We start from the raw sequence: 21381 nt of genomic DNA, 5'->3' as shown, positions 1-21381 counted from the left end.
AACTAAATTTTTAGAGAATCGTTTCAAGCTGGACCTATGAACTTGAAACGATTCTTTTCCGAAAGACCCCTGCCCATGTTCGATATGGATGTGGATGAGGTGCGCCAGCCGAGGAACTCGCAAGCGCAGGGTAGAAAGCCCAGTCATCGGCAAGATAACTCTCAAGAAAAACAGCCAAGCTATATTCGCGACCATCGGAAACGCTTACGGGAACGGTTCCTCCTTGGCGGGGCCACTGCCCTTCCCGATTACGAAATGCTCGAACTTGTCCTGTTCCGCGCTATTCCCCGACAAGATGTAAAGCCCCTAGCCCGTCTTCTGCTCGAGACGTTTGGCGACTTTAATCGTGTGATTTCAGCACCAAGAGAGCGGCTTTTACCAATCCGGGGCGTCGGCGAAGCCGTCATATGCGAGCTGAAAATCATCGAGGCCGCAGCACAGCGCCTCGCGCGCAGCCGTATCATGCAGCAACATGTGATATCGGGATGGGGCGCTATTGTAGACTATTGCCACACGACAATGGCCCACCGCGAGACCGAACAATTTCGCATTTTGTTTCTTGATCGCAAGAACGTTCTGATTGCCGATGAAGAGCAAGCGCGCGGAACCGTGGATCATGTGCCCGTTTACCCACGCGAAGTCGTAAAGCGGGCGCTGGAATTGAACGCCTCGGCGTTTATTCTAGTGCACAATCACCCGTCGGGTGACCCTACCCCGTCACAAGCGGACATAACCGTCACAGCCCAGATCAATGAGGCAGCGCTGGCTTTGGGACTAACCTTGCACGACCATCTTATCGTAGGAAAATCCCGCGAGCTTAGTTTTCGGGCTGAAGGGTATTTGTAGAAACGGGGTTTTGCATTGTCTCTAAAGGAGGTTCAGGCTGCTCTGGCGGGCGGATGGGCCCAAGCCAAGCTTCTACGCGCCTGTTGACCTTGCTGCCCCATTCAGTTTCATCACAAGCCATGGGCATCGCCTCGCCAAACCCTTTGGACGTGACGCCCATGCGATTGGGATCAAACAAAGTCGCTTCCCGCAGCACTGCCGCCTCCACGACCTGTGCACGGCGAAGCGCGATCTTTCGGTTTGCCGCCGCTCCTCCGTCACCATCGCTAAATCCAACAAATGTCACGGAACGGTCGCCAAAGATGCCCGCCTCAAGGACCTCGGCCAAGCGTTCAACATTCGCACGTGACTGTGCATCCAGACGCGAGGAGCCCGGCTCAAACCGAAAGGTTGTTGTCACCCGCTGTCCGTCTCGCAACTCAGCAACCATTTCTTGGAGATCGGAAAGCGAGGTTTCTTCGCCTGCCTGCAGGATTGCATTCGCAAGTCGCTCCCCCTGTGAATTCATCGGTATCTCCAACGGGGTTTGGTTCACAAAACCATCATCGGCCACAATTTGGGCGGCTTCTGGTGTAGACAAAAATGCAAAAAACTCGCGGATGACTTTCGGGAAGCGACGATTGGGGACATAAAGGAATAACGGGGCCGTAAGGGGGTAATCTTCCGTTTTTACCGCTTCATGTGTCGCCTGAAATGGAAAGCCACAGCCGCCCAAAAGCGACATAGGTACGCTATTTCCCAAGCTTGAAAGGCTGGTCAAACCCAGCGCAAAGGGGCTGCGAGAAACGGCGTCGCTCAGTGCTTCGTCTCGGGTGTGGCGCTGTGCCGACGGTGCGAATTGCTGATCTGGCGTCAACAGCTCGCTGGAGATTTTTTGGAGCAAACCTGCGCCAGCGCCCCTTAGATGAAGCTCAATGGGAACGTCGATTCCCCCCAACTCCTGCCAATTTGAAATCTCGCCTGACAAAACTTTGGAAAGTTGACCAAGAGAAATGGCGGCAACTGGATTATTTTTTGCGATGATCGGAATGACGCCATCAAGCCCGAGAATTCTTGCATTTTTCGCAAGATTGAGATTTCCGAGGCCCGTTTCAATGGCCTTTGATTGCTCGGCGGCGGTAGCCTCCCGAAGGGAAACCGCAAGATCGGCGTCCTCTGCGAGGAATTGCTCCATCCCGTAATCTGAAGTTCCTAGATCAAACTGGATACGAGCGACCGCCGTTCCGCCATCTTTTTGGGCCAGAACAATCGTGAAATCGGTGTCCGAGGTAACTTCACGCGCCGCATCATACCCGTGCTTTTGCGCAAACCGTTCAAAAAGAGACGGGAGCAGTGTTCCAGCCACTCCCTGCGCTCCCGCGATGGAAAGCTCCGCAACATACCCTTCGAGGTTCGGACAGGCAGGTCCAGAACAGTAAACGCCCGATCCATCGAGGGTCAGGACACCATATTCAGTGTCGACGCGATAGAATTCACCGTCATAACTAACCAAGGCACCAGATAAAGTAACGCCGCCATCAAGAGATGACAAAGTCACATCTTGGGAGTGCGCCAACAGGGGCGTAAATACGAAAAGTGCGGCGCAAACCGCCGCACGAAGGATGTTCATACGCATGCCCGAAATAAAATTTAGTTCAGAGCGATTTTTAGGTCCCGAAGCAGATTATTCAACACCAAAAAGTCGCCCATGGCGTCACAATCCGGCATTGTCAGCCCTAAATCAACCACTTCTACACCCGTTGTCGATTTTGGCTGCATTACTTTGGCCAAAATCTTGCGGCCACAGTTAAAGGAAGTAATTTCCGCTTCGACAGAAAGACGTACAGCACCGTTGCGGCGAATGGCCCCAGACGGGAAACTATATACTTCTGCGTGCATTGAATCGGGACCGTCCCCTTCCCCCACTCGCGTCATAAAACCACCAAGCGCTCCGGTAGCATAAGCAACTTTTCGAGGCGAATTCTTCCAAACATGTCCTGCTTGACCATAGTCAGCGCCAAACTCCAGCGCATGTATTTCTAGGCCTGTGCGCCCCTTCCACTGTAATGCAACCCTCTCAAAATCGTCAAAATCGCTCACGTGTAAGGTCGTTACCGCACTTTGCCCGCCCGCAAATGTTACAGAAATTGTAGGATCTTTGGACATCGCTGGAAGGGAAATCTCGGCCAAACCGACCGTAGAGGTTACCCCTGAAACCGCAAGTTCCCCTTGCCGAAGCACAAACATTTCGCTTGGTGCACAACTCGCCGAAAGCTTTACTTCAATCATTGCGGCCGGGCCAGCAAGTGCCTCAAGCTTGGTCGAGCAGGGAACGCCATAAGCGCTATAGGTTGGCGCGTTTTTAACGGGGTTGGAGGCAAGAGTGTCGCGCATGCGTGCAGAGGCATTCACCGGATAACTCTTCAGCAAAAGATGCGCCCTTGTCGCCTCGGGAGCAAAAGGCAACCCTAGAGAGGCATCTGCGGGGGCGGAAGTGTGTTGGACCGTTTCTGGATCCACCAGCGAAACATCTGCGCCAATGTTCATCTTATTGAAGTCGGAGGATGCAAAAATCGCGTTATTGCCCTCACCACTCTGAAGCGCATAGCCAATCGAAAACGCGGCAGCAAAGCTCGCAAGCACGTAAACGAAATTTCCCTTCAAACGCATGGCTTCCTCCAATCGATTTACTCGCCTCCTATCATTCAACCCAAAATGAGGCTGAATTTGGGCGCGCTTTTGGCCATTTTCGGTTTGCGACAGGAATTGAGATCCATGACTGAAGAAACGCGCCGCCCAAGGTTTGAGCGGCGCGATTTTTAGATTTTACCGTGGCAATGTTTGAATTTCTCTCCAGAACCACAAGGACAGAGATCATTGCGCGCGGGGTCGCCCCACGTTTCTGGATTGTTTTCGTCAAACCCCTCAGTGGTCGCTTTCGGCAATGCGGCCTGTTGCGCTGCCACAGCCGCTTGCTGCTGGGCTTTGTATTGTTCTAGTTGTGCGCGCTGCATGGTCTCGATTTCTTCGCGCGAGGGCAATCGTGCGAGTTGCTCGCTGACTTCTTCGCGCAGGGTGTCGAGCAAAATCTCGAACAGTTGGAAGCTTTCAGTTTTGTACTCGTTCAATGGATCGCGTTGCGCATACCCACGAAACCCAACGACCGAACGAAGGTGTTCCAAAGTCAGGAGATGTTCGCGCCACTTCCCGTCGATTGTCCGCAGCAAAATCTGCTTTTCGATCCCGCGCATTTCTTCTGGGCCGAAATCCGCAGCCTTGGCGGCCATAAATTTGTCGGCAGCATCACACAAACGTTCCCGCACATCGGAATCATCTACACCTTCTTCGCGGGCCCATTCGATCACCGGAGCATCCACCCCGATTTTCTTAAGGATCTCAGCATAGAGGCCCTCTGTATCCCACTGTTCGGCATAGGATTTCGCTGGCATGTGAATGTCGACCAAATCATCAATAACCTGATGACGCATGTCCTGCACGATTTCAGAGAGGTCTTGGGATTCCATAATTTCACGGCGCTGAAAGAAGATCGCTTTGCGCTGGTCGTTCATCACGTCATCAAATTTCAGGAGTTGCTTGCGTTGATCAAAGTTGCGGCCTTCAACCTTTGCTTGTGCTTTCTCGAGGGATTTATTGACCCAGGGGTGCACAATCGCTTCGCCCTCTTTCATCCCGAGGCTCGACAAAACTTTGTCCAAACGTTCGGAACCAAAAATCCGCATCAAATCATCTTCGAGTGACAAGAAGAACGACGAACGGCCTGGATCGCCTTGGCGACCTGAACGGCCGCGCAACTGGTTATCAATCCGGCGACTTTCGTGGCGTTCAGTTGCCAGTACAAACAGACCACCGGCCTCTTTGACTTTCTCTTTCTCTGCGGCGATTTCGGCCAAAAGCGCGTCTTTATCTGTGTTTGGATCGGCGGCAAGCGCCTGCTCCAAGCGCAGGTCTGCGTTCCCGCCAAGCTGAATATCGGTACCTCGTCCCGCCATATTCGTCGCAATCGTCACCGCGCCAAAACGGCCCGCATCGGCAACAATCTGCGCCTCTTTTTCGTGCTGGCGTGCATTCAAAACGTTGTGTGTAACGCCCGCTTCTTTGAGTAGACCCGAGAGGAATTCCGACTTCTCGATTGAAGTTGTCCCTACAAGGATCGGCTGGCCCTTTGCGTGCGCTTCTTCAATAGCGATAACAACGCCTGCGAATTTCTCTTTTGCGGTCCGGAACACTTGGTCATGCTCGTCAATCCGAACAATCGGGCGGTTTGTTGGCACTTCAACAACGCCGAGATTATAAATTTCGGCGAACTCAGCCGCCTCAGTAAGCGCGGTTCCCGTCATGCCGGCGAGTTTGCCATACAAGCGAAAATAATTCTGGAACGTAACCGAAGCATGGGTGACGTTTTCGGGCTTGATATCAACGCCTTCTTTGGCCTCAATCGCTTGATGCAAGCCGTCAGACAAACGACGCCCCGCCATCATCCGACCGGTAAACTCGTCGATCAACATCACTTCGCCATCGCGCATGATATAGTCTTTGTCGCGGGTAAAAAGCTTGTGCGCTTTGAGGCCTTGGTTGACGTGGTGCACCACGGTCGTGCTTTCCGGATCATAGAGCGATTGCTCGGCGGGCAAAATACCGTGCTCATGCAACAAGGCTTCGAGGAAATCGTTACCATCTTCGGAGAAAGTAACGTTTTTGGTTTTTTCGTCGTGCGTGAAATGCTCTTCGGTCAAGCTTGGGATCAGCTTGTCGATGGAAATGTACAACTCGCTGCGATCTTGGGCAGGTCCCGAAATAATCAACGGTGTCCGTGCTTCGTCGATCAAAATGGAGTCGACCTCATCCACAATCGCATAATGGTGGCCGCGCTGTGCCAATTGGCCCAATTCGGACCGCATGTTGTCGCGAAGATAGTCAAACGCCAGTTCATTGTTCGTGGCATAGGTAATGTCGCATTTATACGCGGCTTTTTTCTCTTCATCAGGCTGCTGCGGATAGACAACGCCCGTCGTCATTCCAAGCGCGCTGTAAACTTGGCTCATCCACTCGGCGTCGCGTTTGGCGAGGTAGTCATTCACCGTCACAATGTGAACACCCTCCCGCGTCAAGGCGTTCAAGTAGGCCGCGAAGGTCGCCATGAGGGTTTTCCCCTCGCCCGTTTTCATCTCGGCGATATTACCGCGATGTAGAAAAATACCAGCCATCAACTGGGTATCAAAAGCGCGCAGGCCAAGGGCACGTCGCGCGGCTTCCCGCACATTAGCAAAGGCTTCGGGGAGAAGGTCATCGAGCTTCTCTCCCTTTTGGGCGCGCTCGGACAGTTCCAGTGTTTTCTCTTTGATGCCTTCGTCGGTCAGGGCTTCAAATTCAGGCTCAAGATCATTGATCTTTTGCACAAGCGGGCGGGTCGATTTGACCAGACGATCATTCGGTGAACCAAAGACTTTTTTGGTGATTTTTCCGATACCCAGCATAAATTCTCCGCTTGAACACTTCTATTGGTTGGTTCGTTTGAACCTTGCCTTGATCCGCCTTAAAAGCGGGCTTATCAAGGGCCAAATGACTGGCACGAAACGACAAGGCACTTTGGCGATGTAAGGGTCCAACCGGACACTGTCAATGTTAGGGGGCCTAATGGACAAATCTAAGGGTGAATTGATGTTAAAACACACTAAAATCGGTATCTTTGCAGTACTTCTGGCGACCACGAGCGTCGCTGTTGCCCAAGACACACCTCCAAAACCCGAATGGGGAACGGTTGTGGCCACAGTGAATGGCATGGATATCACAATCGGCCATATGATTATCGCCCGTGAAACGCTGCCACAGCAATACCTCACCCTTGAAGACGGCGTTCTGTTTGAGGGAATTTTGGAAAACTTGATCCAACAAAACATCCTCGCACAATCCGTTAAAGGCAATGTTTCCTTGCGGGACCAAACTGCGATGGACAACCAAACACGATCCTATATGGCGGGATCCGCTGTTGACGCGGTTCTATCAACGGCCGTCACGCAGGAAAAACTTGAGGCGCTTTTCAACGAGACATATATCGGCGGCGAACCCGAAATGGAGTTTAATGCGGCCCATATTCTTTTGGAGAAGAAAGAGGAAGCTGATCTCGTTGTCCAACTGCTTGACGCCGGAAGTGATTTTGCCGAACTCGCACGCGAGAAATCAACGGGACCGTCCGGCCCGAATGGCGGCAACCTTGGATGGTTCTCGAAAGGGGCGATGGTTCCAGCATTTGAAGAAGCGGTAATTGCGCTTGAAGACGGCACTTATTCCGCACCCGTTGAGAGCGAATTCGGCTGGCACGTCATTCATCGTATCGAAAGCCGCGTACAAGACGCCCCGACTTTTGAAGACGTTCGCGACGAACTTGAAGCGGAGTTGCAACAACGCGCCCTTGCAAAAGCCGTCGAAGCCCTCGAAGGTAACGCCGAAATTACACGCACCGAAGTAGTCATTGACCCAACTGTTCTCCAAGACCCAGAAATCGTCGGAAAGTAACCTATGACACTCTCTCCACTCGCGCCCAAAGGCGGTTTTCCAGATCTTCCGGTTATTGAAGGTGTAACCTTTGCCGCCATTGCCGCGGGTGTACGATATCAAGGCCGTGACGATGTGATGCTTGCACACCTCTGCGCGGGCACAGCAGTTGCGGGCGTGTTCACACGCTCCGCAACCCGCGCCGCCCCTGTCCTTGATTGCGAGGCCAAGCTTGGCGGGGACACCAGCGAAGCAGCAGCGTTCGTTGTAAACTCTGGCAATGCCAATGCGTTCACGGGCGGTCGCGGCACAGCCACGGTTGAGGCCGTGACCGCTTCCGTATCGCAGGTCCTCAACATTCCCCAGACGCGCGTTTTCACGTCTTCGACGGGCGTGATCGGTGAACCGTTGGACCCAGCACGTATCACCAACAAGCTCTCAGAACTCAAAGCGGGCTTGTCGGCAAACGAAGCCAACCGTGCCGCGCGTGCCATCATGACGACTGACACGTTCCCAAAAGGGGCCTTTGCAACCGTCGACGGTATCACCATCAGCGGATTTGCCAAAGGGTCTGGCATGATCGCGCCCGATATGGCGACAATGTTGGTCTATATTTTCACCGACGCCAAAATCGCCCAACCACGGCTTCAAAAAATCCTCAGCCACCTGACGGACAAAACTTTCAACTGTATCACGGTCGATAGCGACACCTCCACTAGCGACACATTGCTTATGGCGGCAACGGGCAAAGGCCCCGAAGTTACCGACGAAGCGGCCTTTGAAGCGGCTCTCCACGGTGTGATGCTCGATTTGGCGCATCAAGTTGTGCGCGATGGTGAGGGTGCTACGAAATTCGTCGAAGTTGCGGTAACGGGTGCCATTAGCGATTCCGACGCCCATCTCGTGGCCATGGCGATCGCAAACTCCCCACTGGTGAAAACTGCGATCGCAGGCGAAGATCCCAATTGGGGCCGTGTTGTTATGGCGGTCGGAAAATCGGGCGCAGCTGCGGATCGCGACCTTCTGTCGATCTCGTTTGGTGATATCTTGGTCGCGGAAAAGGGCTGGGTTTCTCCAAGCTACACCGAAGAAGCAGGTGCGACCTATATGAAGGGCGACTCGCTCAAGGTTGGCGTCGATTTGGGAATTGGTACTGGCGTCGCAACTGTCTGGACCTGCGACCTCACCCATCGCTATATCGAGATCAACGCGGATTATCGGTCTTGAGTGTACTTCTCGTCTCGGCGGTCGCCTTGATTGACCGAGACAGTCGGGTCCTTCTGGCACAACGTCCCGAAGGGAAATCTATGGCGGGGCTGTGGGAATTCCCAGGCGGAAAAGTCGAAGCAGGCGAAACGCCTGAGGTGGCTCTCATTCGGGAACTTTCTGAGGAGCTTGGCATTGAAACTTGGCAAAGTTGCCTTGCGCCGCTCACTTTTGCCAGCCACGCCTACGAAAAATTCCACCTTTTGATGCCACTTTTCGCTTGCCGCAAATGGCAAGGAACACCGCACCCTCAAGAAGGGCAAACGCTCAAATGGGTGAAGGCCGCGGACTTAAGAAGCTACCCGATGCCGCCTGCGGACATTCCGTTGATCCCCATATTGCGCGACTGGCTTTAGCGCCTTTTCACTCAGATACATCCAGACATAAAAAAGGGCCGATCAACTCAATGATCGGCCCTTAAGTTTTGATTGCAACAAGCCCTAGGCGAGGTTGCGTTCAACTGTTTCGCGCTCAAAGATCTCGATAACATCGTCGGGACGAATGTCTTCGTAAGCTTCAAATGCCATACCGCATTCTTGACCCGAAGTAACTTCTTTGACTTCGTCCTTGAAACGTTTCAGCGTTTTCAGCGTACCTTCGTGGATCACAATGTTGTCGCGCAGCAAGCGAACGCCTGCGGAGCGGCGTGCGACGCCTTCGGTAACGATACAACCCGCAACGCGGCCAATGCCAGTAACCTTGAAGACCTCTTTGATCGACGCATACCCAATGAACTTTTCGCGAATTTCCGCAGAAAGAAGACCAGAGGCCGCCGCTTTAACATCGTCCACAAGATCGTAGATTACCGAATAGTACCGGATCTCGACGCCCTTTTGGTTCGCAGAATTGCGAGCCGAAGCGTTTGCACGCACGTTAAAGCCAATAACCGGTGCGCCGGAAGCTTCAGCCAAACCGATATCCGATTCCGTGATCGCGCCAACACCGGAGTGTAGAACACGAACCCGAACTTCGTCGTTGCCGATTTTTTCCATCGCCTGAACGATTGCCTCTGCCGAACCCTGAACATCGGTTTTCACCAAGATCGGAAGCTCGGAAACGCTCTTGTCGTCTTTTGCCTTCGCCATAAGTTGCTCGAGAGTAGTAGCGGCACCAACGGCGGCGCGCTGCTCTTTGGCAGCATGGGCACGGTAATCTGCGATTTCACGTGCCTGAGCTTCGGTCTCAACAACATTCAAAACATCGCCAGCTTCTGGTGTTCCGTTGAGGCCAAGAACCTCGACAGGAACCGAAGGCCCAGCTTCTTTGATACGATCGCCTTTGTCATCCATAAGGGCGCGAACGCGACCCCATTGTTCGCCAACAACAAAGATATCACCCTGACGCAAAGTTCCATTTTGAACCAGAACAGTAGCAACTGGGCCACGTCCAACGTCAAGCTGAGCCTCAATAACCGCACCAGTCGCCGAGCGTTTTGGGTTGGCTTTCAGGTCAAGAATTTCCGCTTGCAGCGAAATCGCCTCAAGCAAATCATCAAGGCCCGTTCCATTGATGGCCGAAACCTCAACGTCTTGTACGTCACCAGACATTTTCTCGACGATAACTTCGTGTTGCAGCAAAGCGACACGAACCTTGTCTGGATCTGCATCCGGACGGTCGATTTTATTGATGGCAACAATCATCGGCACACCCGCCGCTTTCGCGTGATGAATGGCTTCGATTGTTTGTGGCATAACAGCATCGTCAGCTGCGACCACAAGGATAACGATATCCGTCACTTGTGCACCGCGCGAACGCATGGATGTAAAGGCCGCGTGACCAGGCGTGTCGAGGAAGCTCATCAACGAGCCGTCTTCGGCCGTAACCTGATAAGCCCCAATATGTTGGGTAATCCCACCGGCTTCACCAGCCACAACTTTAGACTTCCGGATCGCGTCAAGAAGCGACGTCTTACCGTGGTCAACGTGACCCATAACTGTAATGACCGGAGGACGTGAAACCAGATCGACCTCGTCATCCACGATTGTTGCGATCACGTCTTCCACATCGGAATCAGACACGCGCACAATTTTGTGGCCAAACTCTTCGATGATCAACTCGGCAGTATCCGCGTCGATTGTTTGATTTGCCGTTACCATCATACCCATTTTCATGAGTGATTTCACAACTTCGCCCACACGTTCGGCCATACGATTGGCCAACTCGGAAACGGCGATCGCCTCAGGAACCCTTACGTCGCGCACGATTTTTTCGCGCTCGACTTGGCCGCCCATTGCTTTTTGACGCGCACGTTCTTGCTTGCGCTTCATCGACGCCATGGAGCGATGACGATTGTCACCACCACGAAGCGCTTGATTTAGCGTCAGTTTGCCTGAACGACGTTTGTCTTCGGCGACCTTTGCTGCAGGCTTGTCGGCGCGGTTATCGCGATCCGTCTTGCGCGGCGCAGAGAATGGACGCGCAGGTGCACCACGATGGGCGCTCGCCGTGTCTGTCGCAGCTCCAGCTGGAGTTGCCGCAGCACGTGGAGTGGGCTTGGCCGCTTGCGCAGCACTTTCAGCACGCTCTTTCGCGATTTCCGCCTCTTTCTTGATGCGGTCCTCTTCGGCAGCTTTTTCTTTGATCCGCTCTTCGCGTTCCCGCTCTTCAGCCTCTTTGGCGTCGATATCCGCACGACGTTTGGCGCGCTCTTCAGCGCGGGCCAGTTCGTCGGCTTCGCGTTTCGCCGCGTCTTCAACTTCGCGGGCTTTCGCGAGTTTCAACGCCGCAAGACGACGGTCCATTTCGACATCAGAGATGCCTGCGGGACGCCGTGAAGGATCCCCTACAGACGCGCTGCTTACATTTGCTTTACCTGCACCAGGTTTTGGCACGACAACGCGTTTGCGTTTCGTTTCCACAACAACGTTTTTGGTGCGTCCGTGGCTAAAGCTCTGCTTTACGTTACCAGGACGTCCTGCGCCAGTGCGCAGACCCAGTGTTTTTTTGCCGTCACTATCGCTCATGTGGTCTTCGTACCCTTCTCGGTGGATATTCCACCGCCATTTGCGCGCACGCCTCTAAGGCGTTTGGCTTCCTCTACCGCACTTTTGGTGAGTCCACCAGTCGCAAGCGCGCCATGTATCACAATTTCCCGTCCAAAGGCCATTCCCAATTCATGTGCCGTAAGCATATCAATATAGAGATCGCGATCATGCGGGGGGCGGAGCTTGGATTTTCCGCGCTCTGACCCGTCTGAAGCCTGAATCAAAACCGAAGCTCTTTCGGTCTCAAGCCAGCCTTTAACTTTTTCATATCCTGTCACAGCCCGGCCAGCCTTGCGTGCCAGCGAGATGTGATCCACCAGCCGTCGCACAAGTGCCGCTTCGATGTCTTCTATTAAGGTTTCTGGCACCACGACCGCCTGTTTGGCGGCGCGGGCAAAAAGCCCTTTTTTCATTGCCAATGCCAGCGCCTTGCGGTCAGAAAGAACCCAAATCCCGCGGCCGGGCAACTTGCCCGAAATATCCGCATAGATCTTGTTTTCCGGGCCCACAACAAACCGGATCATCCCGCCCTTGGGCTGAACCTCACCTGTTGCGATACATCGCCGTTCGGGGTTTTCCCGTTCGTTTTTTCGACCGCCGCGCGCCATTTGCGAAATCCGAAGCCCTTAAGCCTCGGCCTCCTCTTCTGTATCATCCGCATCATCTTCGCCTTCTTCAGTAGCGAGATCCGCAGGATCAACCCAACCCAATGTAATCCGAGCCGTCATAACAAGCTTTTGTGCTTCTTCGAGCGACATGTCGAAAGGTTCAAGAACACCTTCGTCTTTCTTACGCTCGCCATTCTCGGTCGTCCAGCCACCGGCCAGTTCCCAATCCGCACAAGTTGCGAAGTCTTCGAGGGTTTTGACACCGTCCTGCGCAAGCGCAAGGATCATTTGGGGTGTCAAACCGTCAAATTCAATAAGCGATTCCTCGACACCCAACTCACGCGCCGTATCGAGCGCTTTTTTGCTGGCCGCTTCAAGGTAGTCCCGCGCACGTGCTTGAAGTTCGCTTGACGTATCTTCGTCGATGCCCTCAATGACGGTCAACTCGCTGACGTCCACATAGGCAACCTCTTCGAGGTTCGTAAAACCTTCAGACACCAAGAGCTGGGCAAAGAATTCGTCCAGATCGAGCGCTTCCATAAAGAGGCCAGTTCGGGCCGCGAATTCTTTCTGACGACGTTCGGATTCTTCGGTTTCCGTTAGAATGTCGATGTCCAAGCCAGTCAACTGGCTCGCAAGACGCACGTTTTGACCACGACGACCAATCGCCAAGGAAAGTTGCTCATCAGGAACAACAACCTCAATGCGCTCAGCTTCTTCGTCGAGAACAACTTTGGTAACTTCGGCTGGCTGCAACGCATTCACAAGGAAGGTTGGCGCGTCTTCATTCCATGGAATGATGTCGATTTTCTCGCCCTGAAGCTCGTTTACAACAGCCTGAACACGGCTCCCGCGCATACCCACACAGGCCCCAACAGGGTCGATGGAGTTGTCATGCGAGATCACAGCGATTTTCGCACGCGAACCTGGGTCACGTGCGACGGCTTTGATTTCAATGATACCGTCGTAAATCTCTGGAACTTCCATTTTGAACAGTTCCGCCATAAATTGGGGGTCTGTCCGGCTGAGGAAAATCTGAGGCCCACGCACTTCGCGACGCACATCCTTGATGTAGCAACGAATACGGTCGTTCGGGCGATAGCTCTCGCGGCCGATTTTCTCGTTGCGACGCAAAATGCCTTCGCCAGCACCCACATCCACGATGACGTTGCCGTATTCTTCGCGCTTAACAACACCATTGATGATGGTACCAGCACGATCTTTGAATTCTTCGAACTGACGATCACGCTCAGCTTCACGAACCTTTTGCAGGATCACTTGCTTGGCAGACTGCGCCGCGATGCGGCCCATTTCTACGGGAGGCACTTCGTCGATGATTTCGTTGCCAATTTCTGGCGCTTCTAGAAATTCACGTGCTTGCGCAACAGTCACTTCGGCTTGGTGGTTTTCCACCATATCGTCGGCAACAACTGTACGAACACGGGTAAACTTGGACCGGCCTGTCTTGCGGTCGATGTGAACACGGATGTCCATTTCGGCGCCATAACGAGATTTCGCCGCACGGGCCAAAGATTCTTCAAGCGCCTGAACAACCAGTTCAGGATCGATCATCTTTTCGCGTGCAACCGCATCGGCGGTTTGCAAAAGCTCTAGCTGGTTGGCTGAAGTAATTGCCATGTCTACTGCTCCTCAGAAACGTCAGTTTCAGTTTCAATCTCGTCAAAATCGTTTTCGTTCACGATGCCCGCAGCTTTACGCTGCTTGAGCATTTCCGTAATCAACTCATCCGTCAGAATAAGCTTAGCATCAGCCAACCACTCAAACTTCAGGCCAATTGTGCCTTCAGTGACGGTGATCAAAACCTCGCCATCTGCCGTACCGGCGAGAATACCCTTAAAGCGACGACGGCCGTCAATGGCATCGGTCAATTCAAGCTTGGCCTCATAGCCGTTCCAAAGGTCGAAATCTTTCAAACGTGTCAAAGGACGGTCAATACCGGGGCTGGAAACTTCAAGCGCGTAAACGCCATCAATCGGATCTTCCACGTCCAAAGTCGCCGAAACCTCGGTCGAAACTTTGGCGCAATCGTCCACTTCCATGCTGCCGTCTGCCTTTTGAGCCATAATTTGCAACGTTTTTTCGTCGCCACCCATCAACCGTACGCGCACCAATTCATACCCCAAGTCTTCGATGACGGGTTGAATCATGCCGGCGAGACGGCGATCAATCGCGGAACTTGCAACGAGATCAGACAAAATAGCTCCTTGATGTTAGACACAAAAAAACGGGCTGCGCGGCCCGTTGTGAAGTTCGGTGGGCATCAAGTTTGGAACTTAACGCGCCGCTGTTGAAAGCCATATACGCAGGTTTATCTGAGTCTGCAAGGCCTTCCTTGCAGAACTCAACTTTCAAGCGATTTAAGCCGGTTTTTGCGCTATGATAAAAACCACGCCTTTTTTCGGCTCCCACAACTCAACAACCTCAAACCCAGCCTCTTCGTGCATTTGTTTAAGGTACGCGGTGTCGAAAAATTGAAGTGGTGGCAAGAGCCCGATAAGCATACCCGCATGCATCACTGGCTTCATGACGCGGTTCATATTCTTTAGACTCGCCGAACTCGACACAATCATTCCACCGGGTTTGAGCAAATCATAAACGTGGCCAATCACCTCTTTATGGTTAGGCAAAAGATGCAAAATATTCATTGCCAAAACCATGTCAACTGAATTGGGTTGGCGCGAAATCGAATCAATCGGCTCGCACGTAAAGGTGAGGTTTTTCAATCCAGACCCTTTGAGTTTTCCCTTGGCAATCGCCACCATGTTTTTGGAAAAATCCACACCTTCATATGTCTTCACAAGTGGCGCGTGTAAAAGAGCGGTCGACCCTGTCCCGCACCCGATTTCCAAGACATCCATGTCAGCGCGGAAACATGCGCGCGTTTTTTCAAGCTTTTTTTGATAGGACGCTTCGTCCGAAATCGGGGACTTGGCATAGTTTTTCGCCATGATATTCCAAAAACCTGCGCCTGCGGCCATGTGATAGCTCCAAAATAAAATAAATACTCGTTATAAATATGCTGCCTAGTAAGAAGTTCAAGATAGAGATCCGCCTAGAGGCCAAGCATTGCTTTCTGTGGCCCCAAGCCATGCATAACCCGAGTTAAAGCCCGCGTAATCTCTGGCTCTGACATCGCATGCCCCGCCATCGCAACCATGGTCAATTCGCACTTGGGCAACCGCGCGGCGATACGTTGTGCCGCCTCTGGAGGGCACACCATATCCTGTCGCCCCTGCACGATTGAAACACCAATATGATCGATTTTCGACAAATCACGCTCAATTTGCCCGTCAATTTCAAGGAACCCTTTGTTCATGAAGTAATGGTTCTCGAGCCGCGCAAAAGCGCGCGCATACTCTCCCGGTGCACCACCAGAAGTCCCGTTAGAGCGGATTGTCGCGAGTGAATTTTCCCAAGCAGCCCATTCTTGAGCGTATTTCGTTTGAACCGCGATATCGTCGCCAAAGAGTCGTCGATGGTAGGCTGCGATCATATCGCCACGCTCGTCTTCGGGAATTATCCGCTCAAAGGCGTCCCAAGCTTCGGGATAGAACCGCGCCGCGCCGCCTCCATAGAACCAATCAAGTTCGCGCTGCGTTGAGAGATAGACCCCTCGCAACACAAGATAAGCGGTGCTCTGAGGGTGGGTTTGGGCATAAATCAACGCCAAGGTCGCCCCCCAACTGCCACCAAATACGATCCATCTGGAAATGCCCAGCGCGGTGCGGATCTTCTCCATGTCGCTAACCAAGTCCCAAGTTGTGTTATTTTCAACCGAGGCAAACGGGCGCGACCGGCCACAACCGCGCTGATCAAACAGAATAATCCGATAGACAGAAGGATCAAAAAACCGCCGCATCATCGGCGAACATCCCCCACCGGGACCGCCATGCAGAACTACAACAGGCACCCCAACAGGGTTGCCGCACTGTTCGACATATATTTCATGTCCATCACCGACATCCAACTTTTGCCGATGAAACGGTTCAATCGGCGGAAATAGATAGTCGGATGCGCTGTTTTGGCCTGAGATTCTGTCCATAGATTGACTATATAGTTGCAGGAGCCGCCTTGCCCATGGCAAATCGCATGAAATCCTTGGAGGGACATATGGAAACCGCCACCAACACCATCGATCCAAACGAAGTCGCCAAATTTGAAGCCATGGCCACCGAATGGTGGGATCCAAACGGGAAATTCAAACCCCTGCATATGCTCAACCCCTGTCGGCTTGATTACATCACGCGTCAAATCGGTGCGGAATTTGATCGGGATTTAACACAGGACTTGGCCTTCGCGGGCTTGCGGATTTTGGACATCGGCTGTGGCGGCGGGCTTTTGTCAGAGCCCATGGCGCGCCTTGGCGCGACTGTGGTCGGTGCGGATGCCGCCGCGGGAAATATCCCCGTTGCGCAGGTTCACGCCCAAGCTCAAGACCTTGCCATAGATTATCGCCACACGACGGCCGAAGCGATAGCCGACGCGGGCGAAACATTCGACGTCGTCCTCAATATGGAAGTTGTCGAGCACGTGGCCGACCCACAAGGATTTCTCAGAGCCTGTCATTCGCTGCTTAAACCGGGAGGTTTGATGCTCTGCTCTACGATCAACCGCAATCCGAAAAGTTTCATGATGGCAATTGTCGGCGCCGAACACATCATGCGTTGGCTGCCTAAAGGGACCCATGAGTTCAGTAAATTCATCACACCAGATGAGCTTTACAAATTGATCGAAGGCGCGAACCTATCGCCGGTCGATCGCAAGGGTTTCGTTTTTAACCCGATTTTGTGGACATGGTCGCTTTCGGACAAAGACCTCTCGGTCAACTATGTGACCGCAAGCGTCAAACCCGACTAGCTTTCGTCGCTCAACCGAACGCGTAATTCGCGCAGAATCGGAAGGGCGGCGCGCACTCGTTCGACTCCTAGATCGCCCACCAATCCGGCGACCGATGGAGCAATGGCGGTAAGTGCGGCTTCGCAGGCGCGTTTGCCCGATGGGCTGATCGCCACGAATTTACGGCGCGCGTCATCCCAATCAGGACGAATATGCACATGTCCTGCGGCTTCTAGCTTGCTCAAAGTATTGGACATCGCGCCGCGCGTGACGGAAAACGATTTGGCCAATTGTGCGGGCGAGCGTTCGCCACTTACATGCGATAAATGATTGAGGACAGTGAAATGCGACAGCTCCATCCCACGGGGTAACGCCTTGGCGAGACGGCTGCGCGCTAGCTGGTCAGCCATGAAAATCTCACTAAATAGAGATATTGCCAAGGAATTGTTAGAGTCGTTCATGTGGGGTTTGTAAACGCCACGTCATTGTTTAGCGAGGGAATTTTGCGCCTCATCTCATCGACTTGGCTCAAATCAATATCCACAATCGTAACGCCAGCCTCGTCCCCTGCATCCGCAAGAACCTCACCCCAAGGCGAAACCACGAGCGAATGCCCATAGGTTTTACGCTTGGAGGCATTCGATTGCAGGTGATCGCCACATTGCGCAGCGGCAATGATGAAACAGCCTGTCTCGATGGCCCGCGCGCGCAACAAAACATGCCAATGCGCCGCGCCAGAAACCGTCGAAAATGCCGCAGGTTGAAGGATGATTTTCGCACCCGCTTTCGCTAAAGCGCGATGCAAATGCGCGAAACGAACGTCATAGCAAATCGTCAAGCCCACCCCGCCAAAATCTGTATTGGCAACGACGGCCCGATCACCCGGACGGTAACCTGCGCTTTCTTTGTAGGTTTCGGTCGGTGAAATCTCGACATCAAACATGTGGATTTTATCATATCGCGCGACAATTTCACCCTGTGGGTTGATCAAAAACGATCGATTGGCAAAGCGCGTCTCATCGGGAAGTTTTATCCCAAGCGACCCAATTGAAATCCAAACCCCTGCATTTCTGGCTTCCTGTTGGAGCGCGGCAAGGGTGATATCATCCTCTTCGAACTGCAAAACAGCGACCTGATGCGCCCGCGAATTTGAAACACAATTCGTAACTTCGGGTGTGGCAATGAACTCGGCCCCTTGCGCAATTGCTTGTCGGACAAAATCCAGCGTCTCCGGCAAATTATTCGCCGGAGTATCGTTTGAATTCAGCTGACAAAGGGCGATGCGCATTTAGCTGGCCAAAAGCGCGTCAAGTTTGCCGCCCTGCTCTAGCGCGAAGAGATCGTCACAACCTCCGACATGGGTTTCGCCCACGAAAATTTGCGGCACCGTACGGCCACCGTTGGCACGTTGAATCATTTCCTGACGTTTTGCCGGATCGCGCGCCACGTCAAATTCAATGAATGTAATGGATTTACTGGACAAAAGCCGCTTGGCAGCATGACAAAATCCACAAGTGTTTTTAGTATATAGCTCGACGGTCTTCATGATATTTCCCTCGTTTTCGGAACTATACAGACACTTAGGTATCCTGTGCAACGCGCGCTAGGGTTATTACATTTACCTCGCAAGCCTGTGATGCGAAACAGGCCCTTGCCGCCGCGTCAAAGGTTGCCCCTGTGGTCAAAACATCGTCCACCAGCAGGATCGGACGTCCCTCAATCAAATGTTGCCTTTTCGGATTAACAGCAATCGCACCACTTACTGTTGCGGTGCGTTCCTTGGGGCCAAGCCCTTCCAAACTCACCGTTCGGCGCACGCGTTTAAGCAAGTCGGGGCAATGCTCCAATCCCAGCTGGGTCGCGATCCCACGCGACAAAAGCGCCGACTGATTGTATCGCCGCTTCAGAAATCGAGACCAATGTAGGGGAATTGGCGCAACAATTGTATCGTCGTCAACTATATCCTCCGCCGCCCGTGCCATCCACTTTGAGGCAGGAGCGGCAAGTTCTTGGCGATCTCCATGCTTCAACCCAAGAACCAGCTTGCGGCCAGTGTCTCTATAGACAAATGCCGCACGACCCCGATCCCAAACATGTGGATGATCGCGGCATCCGTCACACTGCAAAATTTCGTCTGGTGCACTGTCGCCAAGAAGGGGCACCCCACAACAATCGCAAATTGTGCCCGTAATGAAATGCGTATCTCGCCAACATGAACCACACAGCGCCCCCTCGGAATCGACAAGTTCTCCACAAGAAATGCATTGAGATGGGTAGAACAGGCGCACAGGACTTTGCATTTCATCAAAACCTTTCTAAATTGCGGCCAGCAAAGGACGCCAAATGACCAACACACCCCCAAAACTTACCGACACCAAAGCGCTCGCCCTGCATCGTAATCGCATCCGAGGAACGGACGCCTTGTTTTTGCAACAAGTGGCCGCCGATGAGATTGAGGAGAGACTGAGTGAGGTTAACAGATCGTTTACAAACCCCGCTGTGGTGACCGGATTCCCGCAAATTTGGGAAAAAATACTCCCAAACGCAAAAATAGTACCCGAAGAGGACGTTTTAGCGCTGGAGGTTGGCGCTCATGATTTGGTGATTCATGCCATGGGGCTGCATTGGGCGAACGATCTGGTGGGGCAGTTGGTGCAATGTCGCCGTGGGTTGCGGGCTGATGGACTGTTCCTTGGGGCGATGTTTGGCGGGCAAACACTTTCCGAGTTGCGCTCAGTTTGGGCTGAAGTTGAGACGAAATTGACGGGCGGGCTGTCGCCTCGCGTTGCGCCCATGGCGGAAATTCGTGATTTGGGCGGCCTGCTGCAACGCGCGGGTCTTGCGTTGCCAGTGGCGGATTGCGTCACAAAAAACGTGACCTACAAAAGTGCGCAGCATCTGATGCAGGATTTACGCGAGATGGGAGAAGCAAACGCTCTAGAACATCGCCACAAGAAGCCCGTCACTCGCAGGGAAATTGAGACCATAAACGAGGCCTACGCCGCTCACTTTCCGGCGGATCTAGGGCGCATTAGAGCCACATTTGAACTCGTGTTCCTTACGGGTTGGGCACCTGATGAAAGCCAGCAAAAACCGTTGCGGCCTGGGTCTGCTCGGACGCGCCTTGCGGACGCCCTCAATACTGTAGAATTTGAGATTCCGCGCAAGACATGAACCCTGCGACGAAATCACCGGATTGACCACGCGTGTTTAAAACCTCATGTCTAGCCGAAGCGACAGGAGAGCCAGTATATGAAACCAGCCAACCACCCATCCTTGCCGAGCCGTAAAATTGGCGTTTTAGTTGCCAACCTCGGGACGCCTGATAATTACGATTATTGGTCTATGCGCCGCTATCTATCGGAGTTCCTGTCGGACAAACGCGTGATCGACTACCCCGCGTGGAAGTGGCAGCCTTTGCTTCAAACCATTATCCTGACGAAGCGCCCCTTTTCATCGGGCGCGGCGTATAAAAGCATTTGGAACCACGAAGCAAACGAAAGCCCGCTTCTGACGATCACCAAAAACCAGACAAAAGCCCTGAAACAGAGCCTGTCCGACGCTTTTGGCGACACTGTTATGGTCGATTTCTGCATGCGATATGGCAATCCGTCGACTCAATCAAAAGTGGATGAAATGGTCGCTGCCGGTTGCGACAAAATTCTATTCTTCCCACTCTATCCACAATACGCGGGCGCGACATCCGCAACCGCAAATGACGCGTTCTTTGCCGCCCTTGCCAAACAAGTTTGGCAACCTGCGGCCCGCACCGTTCCTGCCTATTTCGACCACCCTGAATACATTGAGGCTCTCGCAGGCTCGATTCGGCAAGCGTATGACATAATGGACAGGAAACCCGACATTTTACTCGCGTCGTATCATGGAATGCCCGAACGTTATTTGACACAGGGCGATCCCTATCATTGCCAATGCCAAAAAACGACACGCCTTCTAAGGGAGGCTTTAGGTTGGGACGAAAGCCAAATCATGACGACGTTTCAATCCAAGTTTGGCCCAGAGGAATGGCTTAAGCCGGCGACAGTCGAAGAGGTTGCGCGACAGGCGCAGTCGGGAAACAAAAGCATTGCCGTCATTGCACCCGCGTTTTCGGCGGATTGTATTGAAACCCTCGAAGAAATTAATGAGGAAATTAAGGAAGCTTTTGTTCACGCAGGCGGTGAAGGTTTCACTTATATTCCCTGCCTGAATGATGATGCATCGCACATCGCCGCGCTTACAACGATCATTCAGGAAAACCTAGCAGGCTGGGTCACCAAATAAAAAGAGGCAGAAAAAACTCTCTGCCTCCATGCCGTACATTACTGCTA

20 protein-coding genes are annotated in these 21381 nt (G+C 53.0%); 7 read left to right on the top strand and 13 right to left on the bottom strand.

The window, feature by feature from the left end; all coding sequences use genetic code 11:
- Nucleotides 1–36 precede the first annotated feature (36 nt).
- Nucleotides 37–846, top strand: coding sequence for a RadC family protein (gene radC, locus RC74_RS06110; protein WP_179946759.1), 810 nt, complete (start codon nucleotides 37–39; stop codon nucleotides 844–846).
- Here radC and RC74_RS06105 read toward each other — a convergent pair.
- The 3 genes from RC74_RS06105 to secA form a co-directional block, all read right to left on the bottom strand.
- The gene (locus RC74_RS06105) at nucleotides 818–2455 is read right to left on the bottom strand and encodes a phosphate ABC transporter substrate-binding/OmpA family protein (RefSeq protein WP_082802197.1); all 1638 of its coding nucleotides are present in this window, start codon (nucleotides 2453–2455) and stop codon (nucleotides 818–820) included. The genes radC and RC74_RS06105 overlap by 29 nt on opposite strands.
- Nucleotides 2456–2475: 20 nt before the next feature.
- Nucleotides 2476–3495, bottom strand: coding sequence for a hypothetical protein (locus RC74_RS06100; protein WP_052274899.1), 1020 nt, complete (start codon nucleotides 3493–3495; stop codon nucleotides 2476–2478).
- A 149-nt stretch (nucleotides 3496–3644) separates the two neighbouring features.
- Nucleotides 3645–6320: a preprotein translocase subunit SecA gene (secA, locus tag RC74_RS06095; RefSeq protein WP_039002824.1), complete on the bottom strand. Its 2676-nt coding sequence runs from the start codon at nucleotides 6318–6320 to the stop codon at nucleotides 3645–3647.
- Nucleotides 6321–6480: 160 nt separating this feature from the next.
- Here secA and RC74_RS22055 point away from each other — a divergent pair, with 160 nt between their 5' ends.
- Genes RC74_RS22055 through mutT form a run of 3 tightly spaced genes read left to right on the top strand, consistent with a single transcriptional unit; the run spans nucleotide 6481 to nucleotide 8960 of the window.
- On the top strand, nucleotides 6481–7359 hold the full coding sequence (locus tag RC74_RS22055; protein WP_052274900.1) for a peptidylprolyl isomerase: 879 nt from the start codon (nucleotides 6481–6483) through the stop codon (nucleotides 7357–7359).
- A gap of 3 nt (nucleotides 7360–7362) precedes the next feature.
- A complete protein-coding gene (gene argJ, locus RC74_RS06085; RefSeq protein ID WP_039002825.1) occupies nucleotides 7363–8565 on the top strand; it encodes a bifunctional glutamate N-acetyltransferase/amino-acid acetyltransferase ArgJ in 1203 nt (400 codons plus the stop codon).
- Nucleotides 8562–8960, top strand: a complete 399-nt coding sequence (gene mutT / locus RC74_RS06080; protein WP_039002826.1) for an 8-oxo-dGTP diphosphatase MutT — start codon at nucleotides 8562–8564, stop codon at nucleotides 8958–8960. Before argJ ends, mutT begins: the two co-directional genes overlap by 4 nt.
- An 84-nt stretch (nucleotides 8961–9044) precedes the next feature.
- Here the strand turns inward: mutT and infB are convergent, their stop codons facing one another.
- From infB to pip, 6 genes are all read right to left on the bottom strand, one after another.
- Nucleotides 9045–11567: a translation initiation factor IF-2 gene (gene infB, locus RC74_RS06075; protein ID WP_039002827.1), complete on the bottom strand. Its 2523-nt coding sequence runs from the start codon at nucleotides 11565–11567 to the stop codon at nucleotides 9045–9047.
- The gene (locus tag RC74_RS06070) at nucleotides 11564–12196 is read right to left on the bottom strand and encodes an RNA-binding protein (protein WP_039002828.1); all 633 of its coding nucleotides are present in this window, start codon (nucleotides 12194–12196) and stop codon (nucleotides 11564–11566) included. Before RC74_RS06070 ends, infB begins: the two co-directional genes overlap by 4 nt.
- A gap of 18 nt (nucleotides 12197–12214) precedes the next feature.
- A complete protein-coding gene (gene nusA / locus RC74_RS06065; RefSeq protein WP_039002829.1) occupies nucleotides 12215–13834 on the bottom strand; it encodes a transcription termination factor NusA in 1620 nt (539 codons plus the stop codon).
- Nucleotides 13835–13836: 2 nt separating this feature from the next.
- A complete protein-coding gene (rimP, locus tag RC74_RS06060; RefSeq protein WP_039002830.1) occupies nucleotides 13837–14415 on the bottom strand; it encodes a ribosome maturation factor RimP in 579 nt (192 codons plus the stop codon).
- Nucleotides 14416–14574: 159 nt separating this feature from the next.
- Nucleotides 14575–15195 carry a class I SAM-dependent methyltransferase gene (locus tag RC74_RS06055; protein WP_039002831.1) on the bottom strand — a complete coding sequence of 207 codons (621 nt, stop codon included), beginning with the start codon at nucleotides 15193–15195 and terminating at the stop codon, nucleotides 14575–14577.
- A 74-nt stretch (nucleotides 15196–15269) separates the two neighbouring features.
- Nucleotides 15270–16259, bottom strand: a complete 990-nt coding sequence (gene pip, locus RC74_RS06050) for a prolyl aminopeptidase (protein ID WP_039002832.1) — start codon at nucleotides 16257–16259, stop codon at nucleotides 15270–15272.
- Between the two features lie 35 nt (nucleotides 16260–16294).
- Here pip and ubiG point away from each other — a divergent pair, with 35 nt between their 5' ends.
- Nucleotides 16295–17074, top strand: a complete 780-nt coding sequence (gene ubiG, locus RC74_RS06045) for a bifunctional 2-polyprenyl-6-hydroxyphenol methylase/3-demethylubiquinol 3-O-methyltransferase UbiG (RefSeq protein ID WP_417935175.1) — start codon at nucleotides 16295–16297, stop codon at nucleotides 17072–17074.
- Here the strand turns inward: ubiG and RC74_RS06040 are convergent.
- From RC74_RS06040 to RC74_RS06025, 4 genes are read right to left on the bottom strand one after another with little or no spacing between them, the layout of a single operon-like run.
- Nucleotides 17071–17514: a MarR family winged helix-turn-helix transcriptional regulator gene (locus RC74_RS06040; protein ID WP_039002833.1), complete on the bottom strand. Its 444-nt coding sequence runs from the start codon at nucleotides 17512–17514 to the stop codon at nucleotides 17071–17073. The genes ubiG and RC74_RS06040 overlap by 4 nt on opposite strands.
- Nucleotides 17511–18341, bottom strand: coding sequence for a carbon-nitrogen hydrolase family protein (locus RC74_RS06035; RefSeq protein ID WP_039002834.1), 831 nt, complete (start codon nucleotides 18339–18341; stop codon nucleotides 17511–17513). Before RC74_RS06035 ends, RC74_RS06040 begins: the two co-directional genes overlap by 4 nt.
- Nucleotides 18342–18599 carry a glutaredoxin 3 gene (gene grxC / locus RC74_RS06030; RefSeq protein WP_039002835.1) on the bottom strand — a complete coding sequence of 86 codons (258 nt, stop codon included), beginning with the start codon at nucleotides 18597–18599 and terminating at the stop codon, nucleotides 18342–18344. It abuts the gene before it with no gap.
- A gap of 34 nt (nucleotides 18600–18633) precedes the next feature.
- Complete coding sequence (locus RC74_RS06025; protein ID WP_039002836.1) at nucleotides 18634–19353, bottom strand: ComF family protein; 720 nt, start codon at nucleotides 19351–19353, stop codon at nucleotides 18634–18636.
- Nucleotides 19354–19396: 43 nt separating this feature from the next.
- Between RC74_RS06025 and RC74_RS06020 the strand changes: the two genes are divergently transcribed.
- Nucleotides 19397–20227 (top strand): methyltransferase domain-containing protein, encoded by an 831-nt coding sequence (locus tag RC74_RS06020; protein WP_039002837.1) that lies wholly within the window; start codon nucleotides 19397–19399, stop codon nucleotides 20225–20227.
- A gap of 78 nt (nucleotides 20228–20305) precedes the next feature.
- The gene (gene hemH, locus RC74_RS06015) at nucleotides 20306–21334 is read left to right on the top strand and encodes a ferrochelatase (RefSeq protein WP_039002838.1); all 1029 of its coding nucleotides are present in this window, start codon (nucleotides 20306–20308) and stop codon (nucleotides 21332–21334) included.
- Nucleotides 21335–21381: the final 47 nt, after the last annotated feature.

Origin of the sequence: Falsihalocynthiibacter arcticus (assembly GCF_000812665.2) — a bacterium.
Lineage (GTDB): Bacteria > Pseudomonadota > Alphaproteobacteria > Rhodobacterales > Rhodobacteraceae > Falsihalocynthiibacter > Falsihalocynthiibacter arcticus.
The sequence above is the reverse complement of the archived record's forward strand: the minus strand, read 5'-3'. Positions and strand labels throughout refer to the sequence as shown.